Origin of the sequence: Clostridium sp. SY8519, assembly GCF_000270305.1 — a bacterium.
Lineage (GTDB): Bacteria > Bacillota > Clostridia > Lachnospirales > Lachnospiraceae > SY8519.
In genome coordinates this window covers 1,018,905-1,039,702 of record NC_015737.1, presented here as the reverse complement: position 1 = coordinate 1,039,702, position 20,798 = coordinate 1,018,905, and the positions used below count along the sequence as shown (strand labels likewise).

19 protein-coding genes and 3 tRNA genes are annotated in these 20,798 nt (G+C 49.4%); 15 read left to right on the top strand and 7 right to left on the bottom strand.

What is annotated here, in order from left to right:
* Positions 1 to 12 precede the first annotated feature (12 nt).
* From CXIVA_RS04940 to rpmH, 4 genes are all read right to left on the bottom strand, one after another.
* Complete coding sequence (locus CXIVA_RS04940; RefSeq protein ID WP_013976907.1) at positions 13 to 1,350, bottom strand: YidC/Oxa1 family membrane protein insertase; 1,338 nt, start codon at positions 1,348 to 1,350, stop codon at positions 13 to 15.
* A 15-nt stretch (positions 1,351 to 1,365) separates the two neighbouring features.
* Complete coding sequence (yidD, locus tag CXIVA_RS04935; RefSeq protein ID WP_013976906.1) at positions 1,366 to 1,632, bottom strand: membrane protein insertion efficiency factor YidD; 267 nt, start codon at positions 1,630 to 1,632, stop codon at positions 1,366 to 1,368.
* A 40-nt stretch (positions 1,633 to 1,672) separates the two neighbouring features.
* Complete coding sequence (rnpA, locus tag CXIVA_RS04930) at positions 1,673 to 2,035, bottom strand: ribonuclease P protein component (RefSeq protein ID WP_013976905.1); 363 nt, start codon at positions 2,033 to 2,035, stop codon at positions 1,673 to 1,675.
* 130 nt (positions 2,036 to 2,165) lie between these two features.
* Complete coding sequence (rpmH, locus tag CXIVA_RS04925) at positions 2,166 to 2,300, bottom strand: 50S ribosomal protein L34 (RefSeq protein ID WP_013976904.1); 135 nt, start codon at positions 2,298 to 2,300, stop codon at positions 2,166 to 2,168.
* Between the two features lie 252 nt (positions 2,301 to 2,552).
* Between rpmH and dnaA the strand changes: the two genes are divergently transcribed.
* The 14 genes from dnaA (at position 2,553) to CXIVA_RS04845 (ending at position 16,941) form a co-directional block, all read left to right on the top strand.
* Positions 2,553 to 3,899 (top strand): chromosomal replication initiator protein DnaA, encoded by a 1,347-nt coding sequence (dnaA, locus tag CXIVA_RS04915; protein WP_013976903.1) that lies wholly within the window; start codon positions 2,553 to 2,555, stop codon positions 3,897 to 3,899.
* 337 nt (positions 3,900 to 4,236) lie between these two features.
* Positions 4,237 to 5,355, top strand: coding sequence for a DNA polymerase III subunit beta (gene dnaN / locus CXIVA_RS04910; protein WP_013976902.1), 1,119 nt, complete (start codon positions 4,237 to 4,239; stop codon positions 5,353 to 5,355).
* 6 nt (positions 5,356 to 5,361) lie between these two features.
* Entirely contained in the window at positions 5,362 to 5,571 is a 210-nt protein-coding gene (locus CXIVA_RS04905) for an RNA-binding S4 domain-containing protein (RefSeq protein ID WP_041728443.1), read from the top strand.
* The gene (recF, locus tag CXIVA_RS04900; RefSeq protein WP_013976900.1) at positions 5,568 to 6,656 is read left to right on the top strand and encodes a DNA replication/repair protein RecF; all 1,089 of its coding nucleotides are present in this window, start codon (positions 5,568 to 5,570) and stop codon (positions 6,654 to 6,656) included. Before CXIVA_RS04905 ends, recF begins: the two co-directional genes overlap by 4 nt.
* 1 nt (position 6,657) lies before the next feature.
* Positions 6,658 to 8,574, top strand: a complete 1,917-nt coding sequence (gyrB, locus tag CXIVA_RS04895; protein ID WP_013976899.1) for a DNA topoisomerase (ATP-hydrolyzing) subunit B — start codon at positions 6,658 to 6,660, stop codon at positions 8,572 to 8,574.
* Between the two features lie 59 nt (positions 8,575 to 8,633).
* A complete protein-coding gene (gene gyrA, locus CXIVA_RS04890; protein WP_148267849.1) occupies positions 8,634 to 11,168 on the top strand; it encodes a DNA gyrase subunit A in 2,535 nt (844 codons plus the stop codon).
* A 39-nt stretch (positions 11,169 to 11,207) separates the two neighbouring features.
* Positions 11,208 to 12,050 carry a fumarate hydratase gene (locus CXIVA_RS04885; protein WP_013976897.1) on the top strand — a complete coding sequence of 281 codons (843 nt, stop codon included), beginning with the start codon at positions 11,208 to 11,210 and terminating at the stop codon, positions 12,048 to 12,050.
* Positions 12,051 to 12,069: 19 nt separating this feature from the next.
* Positions 12,070 to 12,624: a Fe-S-containing hydro-lyase gene (locus CXIVA_RS04880; RefSeq protein WP_013976896.1), complete on the top strand. Its 555-nt coding sequence runs from the start codon at positions 12,070 to 12,072 to the stop codon at positions 12,622 to 12,624.
* Between the two features lie 84 nt (positions 12,625 to 12,708).
* Positions 12,709 to 12,797, top strand: a tRNA-Ser gene (locus tag CXIVA_RS04875).
* A gap of 112 nt (positions 12,798 to 12,909) precedes the next feature.
* The gene (locus CXIVA_RS04870; protein WP_013976895.1) at positions 12,910 to 14,634 is read left to right on the top strand and encodes an ABC transporter ATP-binding protein; all 1,725 of its coding nucleotides are present in this window, start codon (positions 12,910 to 12,912) and stop codon (positions 14,632 to 14,634) included.
* A 138-nt stretch (positions 14,635 to 14,772) separates the two neighbouring features.
* The gene (locus CXIVA_RS04860; RefSeq protein WP_013976894.1) at positions 14,773 to 15,129 is read left to right on the top strand and encodes a cupin domain-containing protein; all 357 of its coding nucleotides are present in this window, start codon (positions 14,773 to 14,775) and stop codon (positions 15,127 to 15,129) included.
* A 164-nt stretch (positions 15,130 to 15,293) separates the two neighbouring features.
* Positions 15,294 to 15,365, top strand: a tRNA-Asn gene (locus CXIVA_RS04855).
* An 88-nt stretch (positions 15,366 to 15,453) separates the two neighbouring features.
* A tRNA-Cys gene (locus CXIVA_RS04850) sits at positions 15,454 to 15,524 on the top strand.
* 127 nt (positions 15,525 to 15,651) lie between these two features.
* A complete protein-coding gene (locus CXIVA_RS04845) occupies positions 15,652 to 16,941 on the top strand; it encodes a homoserine dehydrogenase (RefSeq protein ID WP_013976893.1) in 1,290 nt (429 codons plus the stop codon).
* A gap of 36 nt (positions 16,942 to 16,977) precedes the next feature.
* Here CXIVA_RS04845 and folK read toward each other — a convergent pair whose 3' ends face one another.
* The 3 genes from folK to CXIVA_RS04830 are packed head-to-tail and all read right to left on the bottom strand — an operon-like array spanning position 16,978 to position 19,204.
* The gene (gene folK / locus CXIVA_RS04840; protein WP_013976892.1) at positions 16,978 to 17,811 is read right to left on the bottom strand and encodes a 2-amino-4-hydroxy-6-hydroxymethyldihydropteridine diphosphokinase; all 834 of its coding nucleotides are present in this window, start codon (positions 17,809 to 17,811) and stop codon (positions 16,978 to 16,980) included.
* Between the two features lie 20 nt (positions 17,812 to 17,831).
* Entirely contained in the window at positions 17,832 to 18,653 is an 822-nt protein-coding gene (gene folP, locus CXIVA_RS04835; protein ID WP_013976891.1) for a dihydropteroate synthase, read from the bottom strand.
* Positions 18,654 to 18,703: 50 nt separating this feature from the next.
* On the bottom strand, positions 18,704 to 19,204 hold the full coding sequence (locus tag CXIVA_RS04830; protein WP_013976890.1) for an HD domain-containing protein: 501 nt from the start codon (positions 19,202 to 19,204) through the stop codon (positions 18,704 to 18,706).
* A 250-nt stretch (positions 19,205 to 19,454) separates the two neighbouring features.
* On the opposite strand from CXIVA_RS04830, the gene CXIVA_RS04825 reads away from it, so the two are divergent.
* Entirely contained in the window at positions 19,455 to 20,738 is a 1,284-nt protein-coding gene (locus tag CXIVA_RS04825; RefSeq protein ID WP_013976889.1) for a polysaccharide deacetylase family protein, read from the top strand.
* Positions 20,739 to 20,798 lie beyond the last annotated feature (60 nt).

Sequence of the window (20,798 nt, the reverse complement as noted above, 5' to 3'; positions counted from 1 at the left end):
ATCGACTACCTCCTACTTTTTCGTGTTGCGGTTATTAAAATCTTTTACAAGATTCGCTTTGGAAGTCAGACTGCCCTTCTTATAGGTAACAGGCGCATCCTGCTGCGTCTCTGTCTCCGGGGAATCAGTCTTATTGTTTTTATTGCTGTGTTTTACAGCGTTTGCTTTGGCAGCCATGGAATTCTTCTTGATATTCGCAGAAGAAGTGTCGATCTTTTTCGTGGAAATATTGGCGGATTTGGAAATGGTCTGTCCGCTTACACCGCTTTTCTTTTCCAGTCTTTTTTTCTCTTTTTCTTCTGCTTTTGCCCGGTTCTTTTTGATCATTTCATCCATATCCATCCGATCCAGACGGCGGTTGAAGAACCACTGCTGGAAGGATCGGATCAGCGCGCCGGCAATCCAGTATACACCGACACCAACCGGAAGGAAGAATACCAGAATGAAAGAATAGATGGGCATCATGTAATTCATGGCCTTCATCTGTCCGCCCATTCCGCCGGCTCCCGCTCCTGCGCTGGTCGGCATCAGGCGAATATTGATAAACTGTGTCGCGGCTGAAATGACCGGGATCAGAATAGCAATAAGAATCAGCAGATAATGTCCTTCGTGGAAGGATGTGGCGATAATGTTTTTCGGGGAATATACTACACTGACTCCCAGAAAACTGTTAAATGCCTCTGCCTTTGCCTGTGTTGTGGAAATCAGACCGGAAGAAATGTTCGGGAACGTATCCCGGAACAGGTCCCAGTTGGATGATGTACACTTATACAGGACATCGATGATAGAATCCTTTGCTGCTGTGGCTGAACTCCAGTCCAGTTTAACACCGCGCATGGCATATGTCTGGATGGAATCCAGAAACTTCGTCATGGTGCCATGTGCCCCGCTGGTGGCATAAACCTGTGCCGCCAGATCGGTAAACGTATTCTTTACACTGGAAATATAAGCCGGAACATTGTAGATGACACGATACAGCGCAAACAGAATCGGTAACTGGATAACCAGATAGATACAGCTGCCGGAAGGAGATACTCCATATTTTCTGTACACTGCCTGTGTCTCTTCGTTCATGGCATTCACGCTTGCCTGATCACGCTTGCCCCTGTACTTCTTCTGGATGGCCTGCAGTTCCGGATTCATGATCATTGTCATTTTCGAGAATTTCTGCTGCTGATAAGTCAGCGGCATCATGCACAGATAAATGAGAATGGTGAATACAATAATCGTTAAGGCAACGTTATTGATACCGATTTTGCTTAATCCGATGTAAATCAGATTCATCAGCCAGCCGAGAGCAACCGCAATTGGTCTCAGAACACCGCTGCTCTGTGTTAATAGAAGACCCAACGGTTCATCCTCCTGTTAAAAACGAATTTCTTCTTTCACAAGTGACTTTATTTTATTTGTTTTTTTCTTTGGCTCCGGAACGGGATCATATCCGCCTTTCGAAAAAGGATTACAGCGCAAAATTCTCCAAGCAGCCAGCAGCCCGCCTTTCAGCGCGCCGTGTGTCTCTACCGCCTCCAGTCCATAGGCGGAACAGGTCGGATAATAGGGACACTTTACTGTCTTCATTGGAGAAATATATTTCTGATACAGCTTAATCAGTTTAATAAAAACCTTTTTCATTCGTCATTCCGGCTTTGTGTAAGCCCGGATCTACAGATCCTCACGGCCGCATACGGCCTTTTTCCTGTAAATCCAGGATGTGATGCATCCCTGCCAGGTGTAACAGTGCCGATTCTATTGCGCGATAATCGGCTGCTTTCGCTGAACCCCTCGCAACGACAACCATGTCCCATCCGGGATGGAACATATTCTCACTGAGTCGATAGCTTTCCCGCACTAATCTGGTAATCCGGTGGCGGACTACACTGTTCCCCACCTTTTTGCTGACAGAGATCCCCAGACGGTTGCTCTCTGTCCCGTTCTTCAATACATACATAACCAGAATGCGATTTGCGTACGACTTTCCCTTTCGGTATACCAACCGAAAGTCCTGATTCTTCTTTAATGATTCTGAAAAGCGCATGTTCTACCCTTCAGCGTTAAAGACTCCCGCATCCGGCCTACTGCTTACAAAAACCATTTGCGGGGTTGTATGACCTGCCGTCATACCTGATCTTGTGCCTGTAAAAGGCAACGACATAATATTCGCTGCCTTATGCACTCAGTTTTTTTCTGCCTTTGGCACGTCTGGAAGCCAGTACCTTGCGGCCGCCTTTTGTGCTCATTCTTGCGCGGAATCCGTGAACTTTGGATCTCTGGCGCTTCTTCGGCTGATAAGTCATCTTCATTTCAATACACCTCCTTTACACTCTTTATGTAGAATAGCATTACAATTATACCAAATAACCCCTTGCTGTCAAGGAATTTTTCTTTTTTTAAGGTAAGAATTGATTTTAAGAATTGATTATAGGAGAAAAATAGAGTAGAATAGTAACAGATTATGGCTTTCTGTGCCATTCTGTCAGTATTCTGCGCTTTTACTATCGGGAAGCTTCCTATAATAAATAGTGCCCTGGCATCTCCGTGGAGAAAGATCAAATATGTTATCGATAGAAGAAAACTGGGACAAGATCCTGCAAAAGACAAAAAAAGATTATGACCTGACGGATGTGGTTTACCGCTCCTGGCTGAAGCCTCTGGAAGTATTTTCCGTTGAAGGCAGCAAAATCACCATTCTGGTCCCCATTGAGCCGATTGCACTGAATATCGTGGAAAAGAAATACAAAAAGCTCATTCAGGTAACCATTGAAGAGATGACCGGGACAGCCTATGAGCTGGAATTCATACTTCCGGAAGACACTCGCAGCAGAAAGCCGCGGATCCGCAGAGAACTGCCGGTGAACGAAGCCGCGTCCAAATGCAACCTGAACCCGAACTATACCTTCGACACTTTTGTGGTAGGCAGCAACAACCGCCTGGCCCACTCCGCGGCCCTAGCGGTCGCCGAAAATCCGGGGGACAAGACCTACAATCCCCTGTTTATCTACGGCGGTGTCGGCCTTGGCAAGACGCATCTGATGCACTCCATCGCCCACTACATTCTGGATCAGGATCCTTCCAAAAAGGTACTCTACGTATCTTCTGAAACTTTTATGAATGATGTGATTGAAGGGATCCGCACCCATACCACTGCCAGCCTGCGGGAAAAATACCGCAAATTAGACGTCCTGCTGGTGGATGATATCCAGTTCATCTCCAAGTCTGACGCCACGCAGGAGGAGTTTTTCAATACTTTTAACGACCTGCGCAGCATCAATCACCAGATCATCATTTCCAGTGACCGTCAGCCGAAAGAACTGGAAAAACTGGAAGAACGGGCCAAATCCCGTCTTGCATGGGGGATTCAGGTAGACATCGCTTCTCCGGATTATGAGACAAGAATGGCGATTCTCAGAAATAAAGTAAAACTGGAAGCCATCGACCTGGATGAGGAAATCCTCAACTATATCGCCATCAATATCAAATCCAATATCCGCGAACTGGAAGGCGCCTTAAACAAGCTGATCGCCTACTCCAACCTGGAACGCGCGGATATCACCATGGACATTGCCGTACGGGAACTGGAGAGCCTGATTTATCCGGAAGCAAACCGCGAAATCACCCCTTCTTTGATTACAGAAGTCGTATGTGATCATTTTGGACTGACCGTGGAACAGATTCTGTCCAGCGACCGCAGCCGAAGCATTGCAAGACCCCGCCAGATCATTATGTATCTGTGCAAATCCATGACCGATCTGCCTCTGGACGCCATAGGCAGGGAGATCGGCGGACGGGATCATTCCACTGTGCTGCACGGCGTAAACAAAATCAGCAGGGAATACCGGGAAGATGAAACCCTGCACCAGTCCATTGACGCCATCCGCAAAAAGATCAATCCCCATGTGTGAGAAGGCTTGCCCAAATCCGGAAGTTATCCTCCCACTCTGTGGATATCTCTGTTTTCCCGGTGTACAGACCTGTTTTTTTGTGGAAGTACTGTGCAGAAATCAGGCCGCAGGATTTTTTGAAAGAAATCCACGCCGGAGATGCCTCCGATTTATCCACTCCCGTCCACAGGATTTCCCGGAAAATTCCATGGCAACAGATGGATGATTTTTTCGTTCAAAGTACCGCAGCCGGCGGGTTTACAGGCTTATCCACCTGTCCACACCCCCTACTGCTGCTACTACTGAAAATAATTATAGATGATATAAATATATGTCCTGAAAGGAGTTATTCACCAATATGAAAATCACATGTCAGAAAGCAGATCTGCTGAAAGCTGTTAATATTGTATCGAAGGCAGTTCCCACCCGTACGACCATGCCCATTCTGGAATGCATTCTTCTGGATGCCTCTGCGGACACCTTCAAATTAACAGCAAACGATATGGAACTCGGAATCGAGACCATTGTTACCGGTACGATTGAAGAACGAGGCAGCATCGCGCTGGACGCAAGGGTATTCTCTGATATTGTAAGAAAACTCCCGGACAGTACCGTGGTAATCGATACCAGTCACTCCATGCAGACCACCATTACCTGCGGGAAGGCACAATTTACAATTGTAGGCAAAGAAGGCGACGACTTCCCTTATCTTCCCTATGTGGAACGTTCGGAAGCCATTACGATTTCTCAGTTTACCCTGAAAGAAGTGATCAAACAGACGCTGTTTGCCACTGCAGACAACGACAGCAACAAAATCATGACCGGTGAATTTTTCTCCAGTCATGACAGCCGCCTGCAAGTGGTTGCCCTGGACGGACACCGGATCGCCATCCGGAATATCGAACTGAAAAAAGCATATGCCCCTCAGGAAATGATTGTGCCGGGCAAGACCCTTCAGGAAATATCCAAAATTCTCACTGGAGAAATCGATTCCATGGTGGATATCTACGCAACACCCAATCATATTCTCTTTGAATTCGACGGCACAAAAGTGGTATCCCGTCTGCTGGAGGGAAAATATTTCCAGATCGAGCAGATGCTGTCCGATAACTACGAAACCACTTTCCGGATCAACAAAAAGGATCTGTACGACTGCGTAGAACGTGCTTCCCTGCTGATCAGTGAAAGCGATAAAAAACCGATTATCATGAAGATCCGGGACGGCAAGGTGGATATGCTGGTCCGTTCCTTTATCGGATCCATGAATGAAGAAATTGATATTGAGAAAGAGGGCCGGGATCTGACCATCGGCTTTGATCCGAAATTCTTTATCGATGCCCTGCGTGTTATTGACGACGAGGAGATTTCCCTCTATCTCATCAATTCAAAGGCTCCCTGTTTTATCAAGGATGACGCCGGAAGCTATATTTATCTGATTCTTCCGGTCAACTTTAACGAAAGAGATTATGAGGATTAAGAAATGATACAGGAATTGGAAATCCGGGATGAATTCATCAAACTGGGACAAGCGCTGAAACTGGCAGGTCTGGTGGATTCCGGCGTAGATGCCAAGATGGTCATTCAGGACGGAGAAGTAACAGTCAACGGAGAAACAGAAACACGCCGGGGACGTAAATTAAAAGACGGAGACGTCGTTGCGTTTCAGGGGCAGAGTTTTCGGATTAAAGCATGATCATTGAATCCCTGGAACTTCAGAATTTTCGAAATTATAAAAACCTGAAAATAGAATTCGCGCCAAAAACAAATATCTTTTACGGGGATAACGCCCAGGGCAAAACCAACATACTGGAAGCGCTGTATGTCAGCGCCACCACAAAATCCCATAAGAGCACCCGTGACAGGGAGATGATCCGATTCGATCAGAAGGAATGCCACATCCGCACCCGTATCGAAAAAAACGGCATTACAAACCAGGTGGACATTCACCTGAAGCAGAACCATCCCAAAGGCATTGCGGTAAACCGCCTTCCTATCCGGAAGGCCTCGGATCTGTTTGGGATTCTCAGTGTGGTACTGTTTTCCCCGGAAGATCTGAATCTGATTAAAAACGGACCTGCCCAGAGGCGGAGGTTTATGGATATGGAACTGTGTCAGATCAGCAAGGTGTATCTGTCCGTCCTGTCCGATTACAACCGCGTGCTGCTGCAGCGCAACAAACTCTTAAAAGAGATGGACGACCGTCCCGACTGGTATACCACACTGAAAGTATGGAATACCCAGATGGTCCGTTACGGCAGCCAGGTAATCCGTCAGAGACGGCAGTTCATTCAGTCCCTGAATGAAATTGTCCGGGAAATTCACAGAAATCTCACCGGCGGCAGAGAGCAGCTGTTCCTTGCCTATGAACCCAATGTGGAGGCAGAGGCCTATGAGCAGGTTTTGGAGCAGCACGAAGACCAGGACCGGCGCATGCATACATCTGGGGTGGGACCGCACCGGGACGATATTCTGTTTCAGATAAACGGAATCGACATCAGAAAATACGGTTCTCAGGGACAGCAGCGTTCTGCCGCTCTGTCCTTAAAGATTGCGGAAATTGAACTTATCCGTCAGACGATTCACGATACACCAGTACTGCTTCTGGATGATGTATTATCCGAACTGGACAGCAGCCGGCAGAATTATCTGCTGAGTCAGCTGGCCGATGTACAGACGATGATTACCTGCACGGGACTGGACGAATTCGTAAAGAACCGTTTTCAGATCGACCGTGTGTTTTATGTAAAAGAAGGCACTGTGACAGAACAGGAGGAATAAAATGGCAACAAACTATGATGGAGATCAGATCCAGATCTTAGAGGGACTGGAGGCCGTACGCAAACGTCCGGGCATGTATATCGGCAGTACCTCCTCCAGGGGACTGCATCATCTGGTTTACGAAATCGTGGATAACTCAGTGGATGAAGCACTGGCCGGGTTCTGTACACAGATCCGCGTGGAAATCAACGAAGACAATACCATCACCGTCACCGACAACGGCAGGGGCATCCCGGTGGATATCAACCACAAATCCGGCCGGCCCGCCGTGGAAGTTGTATTTACCGTACTGCATGCCGGCGGCAAATTCGGCGGCGGTGGATACAAAGTATCCGGCGGCCTGCATGGTGTCGGCGCTTCTGTCGTAAACGCTCTGTCCAACTGGCTGGAAGTGGAAGTGCGCCGCAACGGCCACGTATACAAACAGCGCTACGAACGGGGCAAAGTCATGTATGACCTGAAAATTGTCGGTGACTGCGACCCGGGCGCTACCGGATCCCGTGTCACCTTTGATCCGGATGAGACAATCTTTGACGATACGGTCTTTGATTACAAAACCCTGCGGCAGCGCCTGCGGGAAATGGCATTTCTTACCAAAAATTTAAAAATTACCCTCTGCGATCACAGAGAAGGCCAGGAACGGGAAGAAACCTTCCACTACGAAGGGGGCATCAAAGAATTTGTCACCTATCTGAATAAAGGCAAGACGCCCCTCTATCCGGAAGTCATTTACTGTGAAGGCATAAAGAATGACATTATGGTGGAAGTCGCCATGCAGCACAACGATTCCTTCAACGAATCGGTATTCAGTTTTGTCAACAATATCGTGACACCGGAAGGCGGCATGCATTTAACCGGCTTCCGCAACGCGCTGACCAAAACATTTAATGCCTACGCGAAAGAAAACAAGCTGATTAAGGAGAATGATCCGCCCCTGTCCGGAGACGATATCCGGGAAGGCATGACCGCGATCATTTCCATCAAAATCAGCGAACCGCAGTTTGAAGGCCAGACCAAACAGAAGCTGGGCAATTCCGAAGCCAGGGGTGCGGTGGACAGCATCGTCAGTGAACAGCTGAAATACTATCTGGAACAGAATCCTGCCGTAGCCAGAAGTATTATCGAAAAATCCGTACTGGCTCAGAGAGCCCGTGAAGCAGCCCGCCGGGCCCGGGATATGACAAGAAGAAAAACCGCCCTGGAAAGCACCGCTCTGCCAGGCAAACTCGCAGACTGTTCCGATAAGGATCCGGCGAACTGCGAGATCTATATCGTAGAGGGAGATTCCGCAGGCGGATCTGCCAAAACGGCGCGAAGCCGTGCCACACAGGCAATTCTTCCCCTGCGCGGAAAAATTCTCAACGTGGAAAAAGCAAGAGAAGACAAAATCTACGCCAACGCGGAAATCAAGGCAATGATCACAGCTTTCGGTACCGGCATCCATGAGGACTTTGATATCAGCAAACTGCGGTATAACAAGATTATCATTATGACCGATGCCGATGTAGACGGCGCGCATATCAGTACCCTGCTGCTGACGTTTCTGTACCGGTTCATGCCGGAACTGATCCGCCAGGGCCATGTATATCTGGCAATGCCGCCGCTGTACAAAATCGAAAAAAACAGAAAAATCTGGTATGCCTACAGTGATGAGGAACTCAACCGCATCCTGACTGAAATCGGCCGGGACAGCAATAATAAGATTCAGCGATATAAAGGACTGGGCGAAATGGACGCCGAGCAGCTCTGGGAGACCACCATGGATCCGGAAAGACGTATTCTGCAGCGCGTGACGATGGATGATGAGACAGAATCCGAACTGGATCTTACCTTCACTGTCTTAATGGGAGATCAGGTAGAACCACGGCGTGAATTTATCGAAGAAAACGCAAAAAATGTAACCAATCTGGATGTATAAGACCAGACACCCGATGGTCTGAAAGCACAAAGGATTCCGGAGGATAATCAATGTCAGAAATAGATGATAAAGTATTTGACCAGGTTCACGAAGTGGACCTGAAAAAGACCATGGAAACGTCTTACATCGACTATGCCATGAGCGTAATTGCTTCCCGGGCGCTGCCGGATGTACGCGACGGCCTGAAACCGGTTCAGCGCCGGGTGCTCTATTCCATGATCGAATTAAATAACGGTCCGGACAAACCGCACCGGAAAAGCGCCCGAATTGTAGGCGATACCATGGGTAAATATCACCCCCACGGAGACAGCTCCATCTATGGAGCCCTGGTCAACATGGCCCAGGACTGGTCGACCCGCTATCCGCTGGTGGACGGCCACGGCAATTTCGGCTCTGTGGACGGAGACGGCGCAGCCGCCATGCGGTATACGGAAGCCAGACTCAGCCGGATTTCCATGGAACTGCTGGGGGATATCAACAAAAACACGGTGGATTTCATTCCCAACTTTGATGAAACCGAAAAAGAACCGACCGTGCTTCCTTCCCGCTACCCGAACCTGTTAGTCAATGGCACCACGGGAATTGCCGTGGGTATGGCAACCAATATTCCGCCCCACAATCTGCGGGAAGCGATTGCCGCCGTGGTAAAACTGATCGACAATCAGGTGGAGGAAGACCGGGATACCACCATAGAGGAACTGATGCAGATCGTAAAAGGTCCGGATTTTCCCACCGGAGGCATGATTCTGGGCACTTCCGGCATCAATGAAGCCTATCGGACCGGACGGGGCAAAATCCGGGTTCGGGCCGTTACAGAAATCGAGCCCATGGATAACGGCAAAAACAGAATCGTCGTGACCGAACTGCCCTATCTGGTGAATAAAGCCCGTCTGATCGAAAAAATCGCGGAGCTGGTACGGGACAAGCGCGTGACCGGCATTACGGATCTGAGGGATGAATCGGACCGCCAGGGCATGCGGATCTGTATCGAGCTGCGCCGGGACGCCAACCCAAATGTTATACTCAATCAGCTCTACAAACATACCCAGCTGCAGGACACCTTCGGCGTAATTATGCTGGCACTGGTGGATAATCAGCCAAAAGTACTGAATCTCCACGAACTGCTGAGCTATTATCTGGATCACCAGAAAGATGTGGTAACCCGCAGAACCAAATACGACTTAAACAAGGCGGAAGAGCGTGCCCATATCCTGCAGGGACTGCTGATTGCGCTGGATCACATTGATGAAGTAATCTCCATCATCCGCGGAAGCCGCACCACGGCGGAAGCCAAGGAAAAACTGATGGCACGCTTTGCGTTAAGCGATGCCCAGGCACAGGCCATTGTTGATATGCGTCTGCGTGCGCTGACCGGTCTGGAACGGGAAAAGATCGAAGGGGAATACCAGGAACTGATGGCAAAAATAGCGGAACTGAAAGCCATTCTTGCCGACGAGAAAAAGCTCCTGGGTGTCATTCGTGAGGAGATTCTGGCTGTTTCCGCAAAATACGGCGATGACCGGAGAACCGTCATCGGCTATGATGCCTATGATATCTCGACCGAAGACCTGATTCCGGAGACCAATACCGTAATCACCATGACCAGCCTCGGTTATATCAAACGGATGAATTCGGAAAATTTCCATGCCCAGCACAGGGGAGGCCGCGGAATCAAAGGGATGGAAACCATTGAACAGGATTACATCAAAGAACTGTTTATGACCACTTCCCATCACTATCTTCTGTTCCTGACCAATCTCGGCAGAATGTACCGGCTGAAAGCCTACGAAATTCCGGAAGCCAGCCGTACATCCAGAGGTACCGCCATTATTAATCTGCTGCAGCTGCAGCCGGAGGAAAAGATTTCCGCCGTCATCCCTGTCAGTGAATTTGACGAATCAAAATATCTGCTGATGGCGACCCGAAACGGAATCATCAAAAAAACCTCCATCGCAGAATACGCGAATATCCGCAAGACAGGTATTATCGCCATTAACCTGCGGGATGATGATGAACTGATTGATGTATCCATTGCCGATAACACCGAAGATGCCTTTCTTGTAACCAAAAAAGGCCAGTGTATCCGTTTCCATACGAAACATGTGCGCCATACCGGAAGATCTTCCATGGGCGTCAAGGGCATCAGCTTAAATGAGGGCGATTCCGTTATCGGCATGCAGCTGGATACCCAGGGACGCTGCCTGCTTTTCGCATCTGCGAACGGACTGGGCAAACGCACCGAAATGGAAGAATTTACTCCGCAGAACAGAGGCGGCAAAGGAATCCGCTGCTATAAAATCACCGATAAAACAGGTGACCTTATCGGTGTAAAGGCAGTAAATGACGAAGACGAAATCATGATGATTACCACTGAAGGAATTATCATCCGTATGGAAGTATCCGATATTTCTGTCATCGGCAGATCCACCTCCGGTGTCAAACTGGTAAACATGGAAGACGGCATCACAGTAGCCAGCGTGGCGAAAGTAAAAGAGGAAGATCTGATGGATCAGGAAGAAAGCAGCGCGGCGGATTCTGATGACGGGGAATCTGAGGCAGTTCCGGAAGTTTCCGAACCGTCCGAAGATGAATAACCAGGCCAAATGCCTTCGTGTGGAAAGAGAGCAGATAAAATGAGAGAGATCAGTACAAAAGATCTGACTGCTGCAGTCAGAGAAATGTGTATGACGGCGAATCATGTCCTGTCGGAGGATATGAAAAGCGCCCTGAATCAGGCGGCGGATACAGAGGCTTCCCCCCTGGGGCGGAAAATTCTGAATCAGCTGCAGGAAAACCTGAAAATCGCGGAAGAGGACCGGATCCCCATCTGCCAGGATACCGGCATGGCGGTTTTCTTCTTCGAAATCGGCCAGGAAGTACACTTTACCGGCGGGGATTTTACGGAAGCAGTCAATGAAGGGGTGCGCCGGGGATATCTCGACGGCTACCTTCGGAAATCCGTGGTCAGGGATCCCCTGATCCGTGAAAACACCGGAGATAATACACCGGCAGTGATCCACACGGAGCTGGTTCCCGGCGACCGGGTGAAAATCACCTTTGCGCCGAAAGGCTTCGGCAGTGAAAACATGAGCCGTATCTTCATGCTGAAACCGGCGGATGGAATCGAGGGCGTCAAAGATGCTATCCTGACTGCAGTAGCAGACGCGGGTCCCAACGCCTGCCCGCCGATGGTGGTAGGGGTAGGCATCGGCGGAACGTTTGAAAAATGCGCCCTTCTGGCGAAAAAGGCCCTGACCCGGCCGGCGGGCTCCCATTCCGAAATTCCTTATGTCCGGGACCTGGAAGAAGAAATGCTGACAAAAATCAACGGTCTGGGCATCGGCCCCGGAGGGCTGGGTGGAACAAACACCGCCCTGGCCGTTCATATCAATACATTCCCGACACATATCGCGGGTCTGCCGGTGGCAGTAAATATCTGCTGCCATGTCAACCGCCACATCGTTCAGGTGCTGTAGGAAGAGGGGGAAACAGAGCATGGACAAACATATTCACACACCGATTACAAAAGCCGCTGCCGCCGATCTGCATGCCGGTGACTATGTCTATCTCAGCGGTACGCTTTACGTAGCCAGAGACGCGGCCCATAAACGGATGACGGAAGCCCTGGACCGGGGCGAATCCCTGCCCATCGACCTGAAAGACGCGGCAATCTATTATATGGGTCCTTCCCCTGCCCGGGAAGGGCGTCCCATCGGATCCGCAGGGCCCACCACCGCCACCCGGATGGACCGCTACACGCCCCGTCTGCTGGATCTGGGCCTTACAGCCATGATCGGAAAAGGGAAACGCAGCCAGGAAGTGATTGACGCCATTGTACGCAATGGAGCGGTGTATTTTGCGGCAGTCGGCGGCGCGGGCGCCCTGCTTTCCAAATGTATCAAAGAAGCGGAAATCCTGGATTACGAAGATCTGGGCGCGGAAGCGCTGCGCCGGATCGTGGTGGAAGACCTTCCGGTTATCGTCGTGATTGATTCCGAAGGCAATAATCTCTATGAAACAGCAGTAAAGACTTACAAAAAGATCGGATGACCCGGATGTTTTTCTGAAAATCGGTTGACAAATTTTTTCCATTCAAGTATACTGATTCAAGTGTCGGAATCAGCAGACACCAGTGGAGAAATACTCAAGTTGGCTGAAGAGGCGCCCCTGCTAAGGGTGTAGGTCGTTCACGCGGCGCGAGGGTTCAAATCCCTCTTTCTCCGCTTTTCCCTCGGATTCACAGGAATCCGGGGGATTTTTCATTTTGCGGTTTTTATCTGCCTGTCCGGCACCCACGCAAACAGAAACAACTAAAAATACGGAGAGGAATCTTTCATGCAGACATTTCGCAAATTTATACAATTTTACCGTCCTTACAAGGGCGTATTTATTTTTGACCTGATCTGCGCGGCTTTTATCAGTCTGGTGGATCTGGCCTATCCGCAGGTGCTGCGCACCCTGACCAATACCCTGTTTACCAGAGATCCGGACCGGATTCTCCATGCCCTGCCGGGAATTGCCCTTGTCCTTCTCGCGGCCTACATTCTGCAGGCTTTGTGCAAATACTATGTGTCCTGCCAAGGACATATTATGGGCGCAAAGATGGAACGGGATATGCGGAAAAAGCTTTTCGATCAGTATGAAGCCCTGTCCTTTTCCTACTATGACAGAAATAACACCGGTCAGATGATGAGCCGTCTGGTTTCCGATCTTTTTGATATCTCCGAAATGGCCCACCACGGCCCGGAAAATCTCTTTATTTCACTGGTAAAAATTGCCGGATCTTTTGTTTTTCTGTTTCTGATTCAGAAAAAACTGGCGCTTCTTCTTTTGGCAGTAGTCATCCTTATGACTTTGGTATCCGCTGCGCAGAACCGAAGGATGCAGGCCACTTTCCTGGACAACCGGCGCAAAATCGGTTCCATCAATGCCACTTTGCAGGATTCTCTTTCCGGTATCCGCATTGTGCAGGCCTTCGGCAATGAAAAAATCGAACAGGCCAAGTTCCGCAGAGGAAACGAAGCCTTTCTGGATTCCAAACGGGACAATTACCGGGCGATGGGTACGTTCCAGGCAGGCAGCCTGTTTTTCCAAGGTATCATGTATCTGCTGGTCATTGCCGCCGGCGGCTATTTTGTGGCAAAACGACAGATGAGCGCAGGAGATCTGGCCATGTATTCCCTTTATATCGGTATTTTCATCAGCCCGATCCAGATTCTGGTGGAACTGACAGAAATGCTGCAGAAGGGGATGTCCGGGTTCCGCCGGTATCTGGATGTGATGGAAACCCGGAGGGAAATCACAGACGCGCCGGATGCGGTTCCCATTGCCGATGCCCATGGGGATATCGTATTTCAGGATGTGAGCTTTGCCTATGAAGCGGAGGAACCGGTGCTCATCCACCTGTCTTTTACCGTAAAGTCCGGCGAATCTCTGGCCCTTGTGGGTCCTTCCGGCGGCGGAAAAACCACCATATGCTCACTGATTCCCCGGTTCTATGATGTCACCGGGGGAACGATCCGGATCGGCGGCCAGGATATCCGAAAAATCCGTCTGGAAAGTCTGCGGCAGTCCATAGGAATTGTCCAGCAGGAGGTCTATATGTTTTCCGGAACCATCCGGGACAATATTGCCTACGGCAGACCGGACGCCTCCATGGAAGATATTGTGGAAGCCGCGAAAAAAGCCAATGTCCATGAATTCGTTCTTTCCCTTCCGGATGGGTATGATACCTTTGTGGGGGAACGGGGCACCCGGCTTTCCGGCGGTCAGAAGCAGCGGATCAGCATCGCGCGGATTTTTCTGAAGAATCCGCCGATCCTGATTCTGGATGAGGCCACTTCCGCGCTGGATAATGAAAGCGAGCGTTATATCCAGAAAAGTCTGGACGCCCTGGCGGAAAACCGTACCACCATTACAATCGCCCATCGTCTTTCCACCATCCGCAGCGCGGATGAAATCCTGGTGATTGAAGGCCAGGGGATTGCGGAGCGGGGCACCCACGAGGAACTGATGGAGAAAAACGGCATATATGCCAGATATTACAACCTTTCCAAATAGTAACTACCTCTTTTTGGTTATTTTTTTTCGTACGTTTGTAATTGCATAATAAAATATACAAAATTTTATCAAAACATTGATTTCTAGTTGTGAAGGGTGTATAGTATAACAAGATCATTTATTTAGGAGGAAACAAAAATGGCAGGTTACAAAATCACCAAAAAAGATGGATACTACACTTACACCGCACCGGGTCACAATGAGTGCAAATGCACCAGATTACATGATCCGCAGGATGTAGAAGGCGGCCAGCTGATCAACGGCTTAACTCATTTCCTTCCTGCAGGCGGCGGCACAGATTTTGCATCCAATCCTTGCGAATCCATCTATTATATTCTTCATGGCACCATGAAGTTTAAAGGTGAAGATGAGGTTGAAACTGTATTAGAGGCAGGCGACAGCGTACACATCGCAGCAAACTCTCCGAAATGTGTTACAAACATCGGACCGGACACCGCTCAGATGTTAGTAGTTCTGTTACCGCCTGCAAAATAAGCTGCATCCGGAAAACGGAAAAAGCCTTTTCCATCGCCCAGCAGACAGCTGGGCGATGTTTTTTCTGAGATAGATCCGACAAATTTTCCGCAGATTCCTGCAGGTCAGACATTGACAATGCATACAGATCTGTGATAGAATACAAAAGTTCTGAGCAATCATATTCCTCGATAGCTCAATGGTAGAGCGCACGGCTGTTAACCGTGATGTTGTAGGTTCGAGCCCTACTCGGGGAGCTGATTTCTGAAGTTTTCAGAAATATAAAAATGCTGTTGACGATCTTATACAGGTTTGTTATAATCATCTTTGCTAACAGCTTCATAAGGCGCCATAGCCAAGTGGTAAGGCAAAGGTCTGCAACACCTCTATCACCAGTTCAAATCTGGTTGGCGCCTTTCATTTGATCTCACAATCCGCTCGCATGAGCTGGTTGTGAGATTTTTTGTTTCTGTGAACACAGGAATTCCTGTGTTATAATAACTGGCAGAAGTGAAAGGACAAACTTGCATACAGGGAGGAGCCATGAGAAAAAAAATTAACGTCGGCATGTTAGGCATTGGCAATATCGGCACCGGTACCTATCAGGCGCTGCATATGAATCATGAAAAAATAGCGGAAACCACCGGCCTGGATATCGAAATCGTTAAGATCCTGAACCGGCATCCGGAAAAAGACCGGGGAATCGATATTCCGAAAGAAAAATATACACCGGATCCGGACGAAATCCTCACCGATCCCGCCATCGATATTGTGGTGGAATTAATCGGCGGGATTGAACCGGCCACCGAATACATGGCTCAGGCGCTGCGCAATGGAAAAAGTGTCGTTACGGCCAACAAAGCCGCCATTGCAGCCAATGGAAAGCTGCTGGCAGACCTGGCGCAGGAAAATCATGTCCTTCTGCGTTTTGAGGCCGCTGTGGCCGGCGGAATCCCGATTCTGACTTCACTGACCACAGCACTGCTGTCCAACCGGTTTACAGAAGTCCACGGCATCCTGAACGGAACCACCAATTATATCCTGACACAGATGGGAGAATACGGCAAAGACTATGCCTCTGTGCTGAAAGACGCCCAGGAGAAGGGCTTTGCGGAAGCAGACCCTACGGCTGATGTGGAAGGCATCGACACTGCCAACAAACTGTCCATTCTGATGTCCCTGATCTTCGGTATCGGCGTAGGACCGGATGCGATCCCGACCCAGGGAATCACATCGGTGGGCAGTGACGATATTGCTTTTGCGGAAGAAAACGGATATAAAATCAAGCTGCTGGCCAGCGCCCGGGCCAAGGACGGCAAAGTCGCAGGCAATGTGGAACCGGCACTGGTACCGGATTCCCATCCCCTGGCTTCCGTCAGCAATGAATTCAATGCCGTATTTGTCACAGGAAATGCCGTGGACGACCTGATGTTTTACGGACGGGGCGCGGGACCGCTTCCGACCGGCAGTGCGGTCGTAGGAGATATTATCGGCATTGCCCGCAAACTGGAAAAAGATTCCGCTTACGATCTGGTGCCCCAGCTGCGCTATGATTCCGAACTGCAGTATGTGGGAGAAGGTTCCAATAAGTACTATGTCCGGATGAAGGCAAGAAACCATCCGGGTGTCATGGCCCGGATCACCTCCGTATTCGGCGCGCACGGCATAAGTATTGAAACCATGGTTCAGAAAGGTTCCAAAGACGCGGAATTTGTTCCGCTGATTTTCATCTTCAGTTATGTAGAAAAGACGCTGCTGACAGAAGCGCTTCAGGAAATTCTGAAAGATGACTGCGTTTCCGCCGTAAACAGCGTCATGCGTGTAGAAGAATAATCTGGCCGGAACAGCTGATCAAACCAGCTGTCTGCGTCAGCTGTTCCGATCCATAAGAAGCTGTTTTGCCGTACGGTTTAATACCGGATGCCGCACATAAGGGGCAATCTGGCACAGGGGAACCAGGACAAAGTCCCGGTTCTCCATATCAATGTGCGGAATATGCAGATCCGGTGTATCCAGGACAAGGGAATCATAAAGCAGGATATCCAGATCCAGTGTTCTGGGACCCCAGTGTATCTCCCGCCTGCGTCCGGCTGCCTGCTCGATTCGGTGCAGCTGCGCCAGCAGTTCTTCCGGAGACATCCAAGTATCGATTTCTGCTGCCGCGTTCAGAAAATCATCCTGCGGAACATTTCCGTATGGTCTGGTGACAATATAATCCGAGATTTGCCGGAAGCGTATCCCGGCAAGGGAATCCAGCGCTTCCACCGCCAGATCCAGATAGGCTTTTTTACTGCCCAGATTGGATCCCAGAGACAGAAATACCTTGTGCCAGCGGCGCCGGACCGTGACAGATACATTTTCCAGAGGCAGTCCTACGGGTGCCCATGGTTTGCTGAGGGTCAGATCCACGCCGCGCACCAGCGGAAAATTTTCCAGCAGATCACAGGCCGTATTGCCGGCTGCTGTCTCGATGAGCTGAAATGTGTGTTTCTGCAGATATTCTGTTATATGCCGGCAGACCAGTCCGTAATCCACCGACTGACGGAGATCATCTGCAGCGGCAGCCTTCCGCGTGTCCACATACAGATCTGCCGATACCGTAAATTTCTGTCCTAGGGACTGTTCTTCCGGATAAACGCCGTGATTGGCGAATACGGTCAGTCCTTCAATTGTAATTTTATCTTCCTGTAAATACCTGTCCATGGGTCTGTCCTTTCTGGATTTTATTTCTTCTGTACCCCGCGCTTTAAAATTGCTTCTGTCATCTGGATGGCTCTCTGATTTGCCTGAATATCATGCACACGCACAAATCCGCATCCTGCCTGCACAGCAAGCACCGTAGTCGCCAGCGTGCCTTCCAGGCGCTCTTCTGTTGGCAGATGAAGGCAGTTGCCGATCATGGATTTTCTTGAAGTTCCAAGCAGCATCGGATAGGGCAGCCGGCACAGTTCCGGCAGAATGCGCATGGTCTCCAGGTTCTGTTCATAATCTTTCGCAAATCCAATCCCCGGATCCAGAATAATTTTATCTCTGGAAATACCGGCTGTTTCTGCCAGCCGGACACTTTCCAACAGATCCTGCTTCAGATCGGAAGCAAACGATGAATACTGCCCGTTTTTCCGATTGTGCATCAGACAGCAGGCCGCGCCGGAGGCAGCAATTACCGACGCCATACGCGGATCATATTTCAGTCCCCAGATATCATTGATCAGGTCGGCCCCTGCTTCCAGGGCAGCTTCCGCAACCTTTGATTTGTAAGTATCCACGGAAATCGGAATGTCAAAACGCTTCCGTATGGCCTGAATCACCGGTACCACGCGGTGGATTTCCTCTTCGTCACTGATCTTTGTATATCCCGGTCTGGTGGATTCTCCGCCGATATCGATCAGATCTGCTCCTTCCTGAATCATGGATTCCGTATGTTCCAGCGCATGATCCAAAGTATTCCACCTGCCGCCGTCAGAAAAGGAATCCGGTGTCACATTGAGAATCCCCATAATATATGTATGGTGTTCCGTATCAAACGCATGTCTGCCGATCTGCATCATTCTTTCCTCCCTGATATAATTGTCCTGCAGATCTGAATCCGGTTCCTTCAGATCCGCAGCTGATGGTTTTTCTTGGTGTCCGGCCATTTGCAGGTATCTGCGGCAGGACAGAGAAAACACAGCCTGGATTCTTTGTCCGCGCGGCAGAGAAGTGTGCCCAGAGTCCGGGAAATATCCGAACCTTTCTCATATTCTCTGTGATGCCGGATCGCCTCCGCGATCTGCCGGGTCTCCGTCTCATCAAATCCGCACGCCGGAAGAATCTGTTCCGCAAGTTCCGCACTGGCCCGGTCATGGGGAATCCCGGTGCGATACTGTACCGCCCGTCCGATGTCGTGCGTCAGCGCTGCTGCATAGATCAGATCCGTGGAAATCCCCAGTGCGAGCTCCCCATTATAGATGCGCATAATACGGGCCACATCCAGTGCGTGCTGCAGATTATGCCCGCAGTAGATTCTGTCTTTTTCATCAGCTGCAATGGCATCCATCTGACTGCAGTAAAGGGGATGCCGGATAATCCGGTGGCAGCGGTTTGTTTCTTCTTTCAATCCAGATACTCCCTTCTGAAAAATCCCGACTTATTATAGCATGTTACACAGCAAAATCCCATGAAAGAGATGGGAAATCCCTGTCCCTGACCTTCTTTTTGTATCATGGAAAAAACAAAAAAGAGAAAATAATTAATTATTTTTAATGACTATTTAGCAGTTTATTAATATTTTCATGTTACACTGAGACACGTTGCGGAAACGGAAATTCATTAAAAGAAAAAGAAATTACAGTTAGGAGTATTAAAATATGAGCAGAAGGAACACATACGGAATGCCTGCCTGGAAGCGCAGACGGGAAATGCGCCGCCGCAGAAACAGTTTACTCGGACTGATTATTCTGGTTGCTGTTATCCTTATTTTTTTTGTGGCGATCCCGGCACATATACATCATAAGACTGTTTTTCAGTTAAAAGGAGATTCTGACCTGACGGCAGAAGCCGGAAGCAGTTACACCGATCCCGGTATCAAAGTGTCTTACAAAGGGGAAGACACCTATCACGGAAAGAAGCTTTCCAGCCGCATCAAAACAGAAAACACCATTAAGAAATCCACACCGGGAACTTATAAAGTCATCTACCGGATGCATATCTTCACCGCCAGATTCAAGGCTGTCCGCACAGTCACAGTAAAGGATACGACAGCTCCGGCGATCACACTGTCCGGCGGAAACAGTCTTTCCCTGAACCAGGGAGATTCCTATAAGGATCCCGGATATTCCGCGAAAGACGCAGTGGACGGCACGGTCACCAATCAGGTAAAAGTAAGCGGTTCCGTGGACACCGGTAAACCCGGCACCTACCGGATCACTTACAAAGTAACGGACAAAGCCGGAAATGAAGCCTCCGCGGTCCGTACAGTCATTGTGAAAGCAAAAGTTACTCCTGTGACCAAAAGCACCATCTACTTGACATTTGATGACGGCCCCAGCAGTGAAGTAACGCCGCGCATCCTGGATATCTTAAAGAAAAACGATGTAAAAGCCACCTTCTTTATCATCGGCTACGGAAATGATCCGGTAAAGAAGAAGCTGATCCGCCGGGAAATTGACGAAGGCCACACCATTGGCATGCATACCATTTCCCATGATTACGCGGCTGTATACAAATCTGTAGGAACCTTTATGTCCGAAATCAATCAGGAAAAGGCCAACATCCAGAAGGATTTCAACTATACTCCATGGATGATCCGGTTCCCGGGCGGAAGCTCCAATACCATCAGCGCGCACTACTGCAAGGGAATCATGAGCCAGCTGTCCAGAAAAGTGGAGGAAGCCGGTTATTCCTATATGGACTGGAATGTATCCAGCGGCGATGCGGAAGGCAATGAGATTCCTTCGGACCGGCTTTACCGCAATTATGTCAGAGAACTGGTGAAAGGAAAGGAAAATGTCGTTCTCTGCCACGATACCAACGCCAAGAAAACCACTGCTGCTGTACTGCAGAAGTTTATTACCTATGGAAAAAAACACGGTTATACCTTTAAGGCGATTGACCAGAGTACACCGATGATTCACCAGAGAATCAACAACTGATACTGACTGCATCGAAACTCAATGCCCCACATCATGTTCGCATGGCGGTGGGGCATTCTG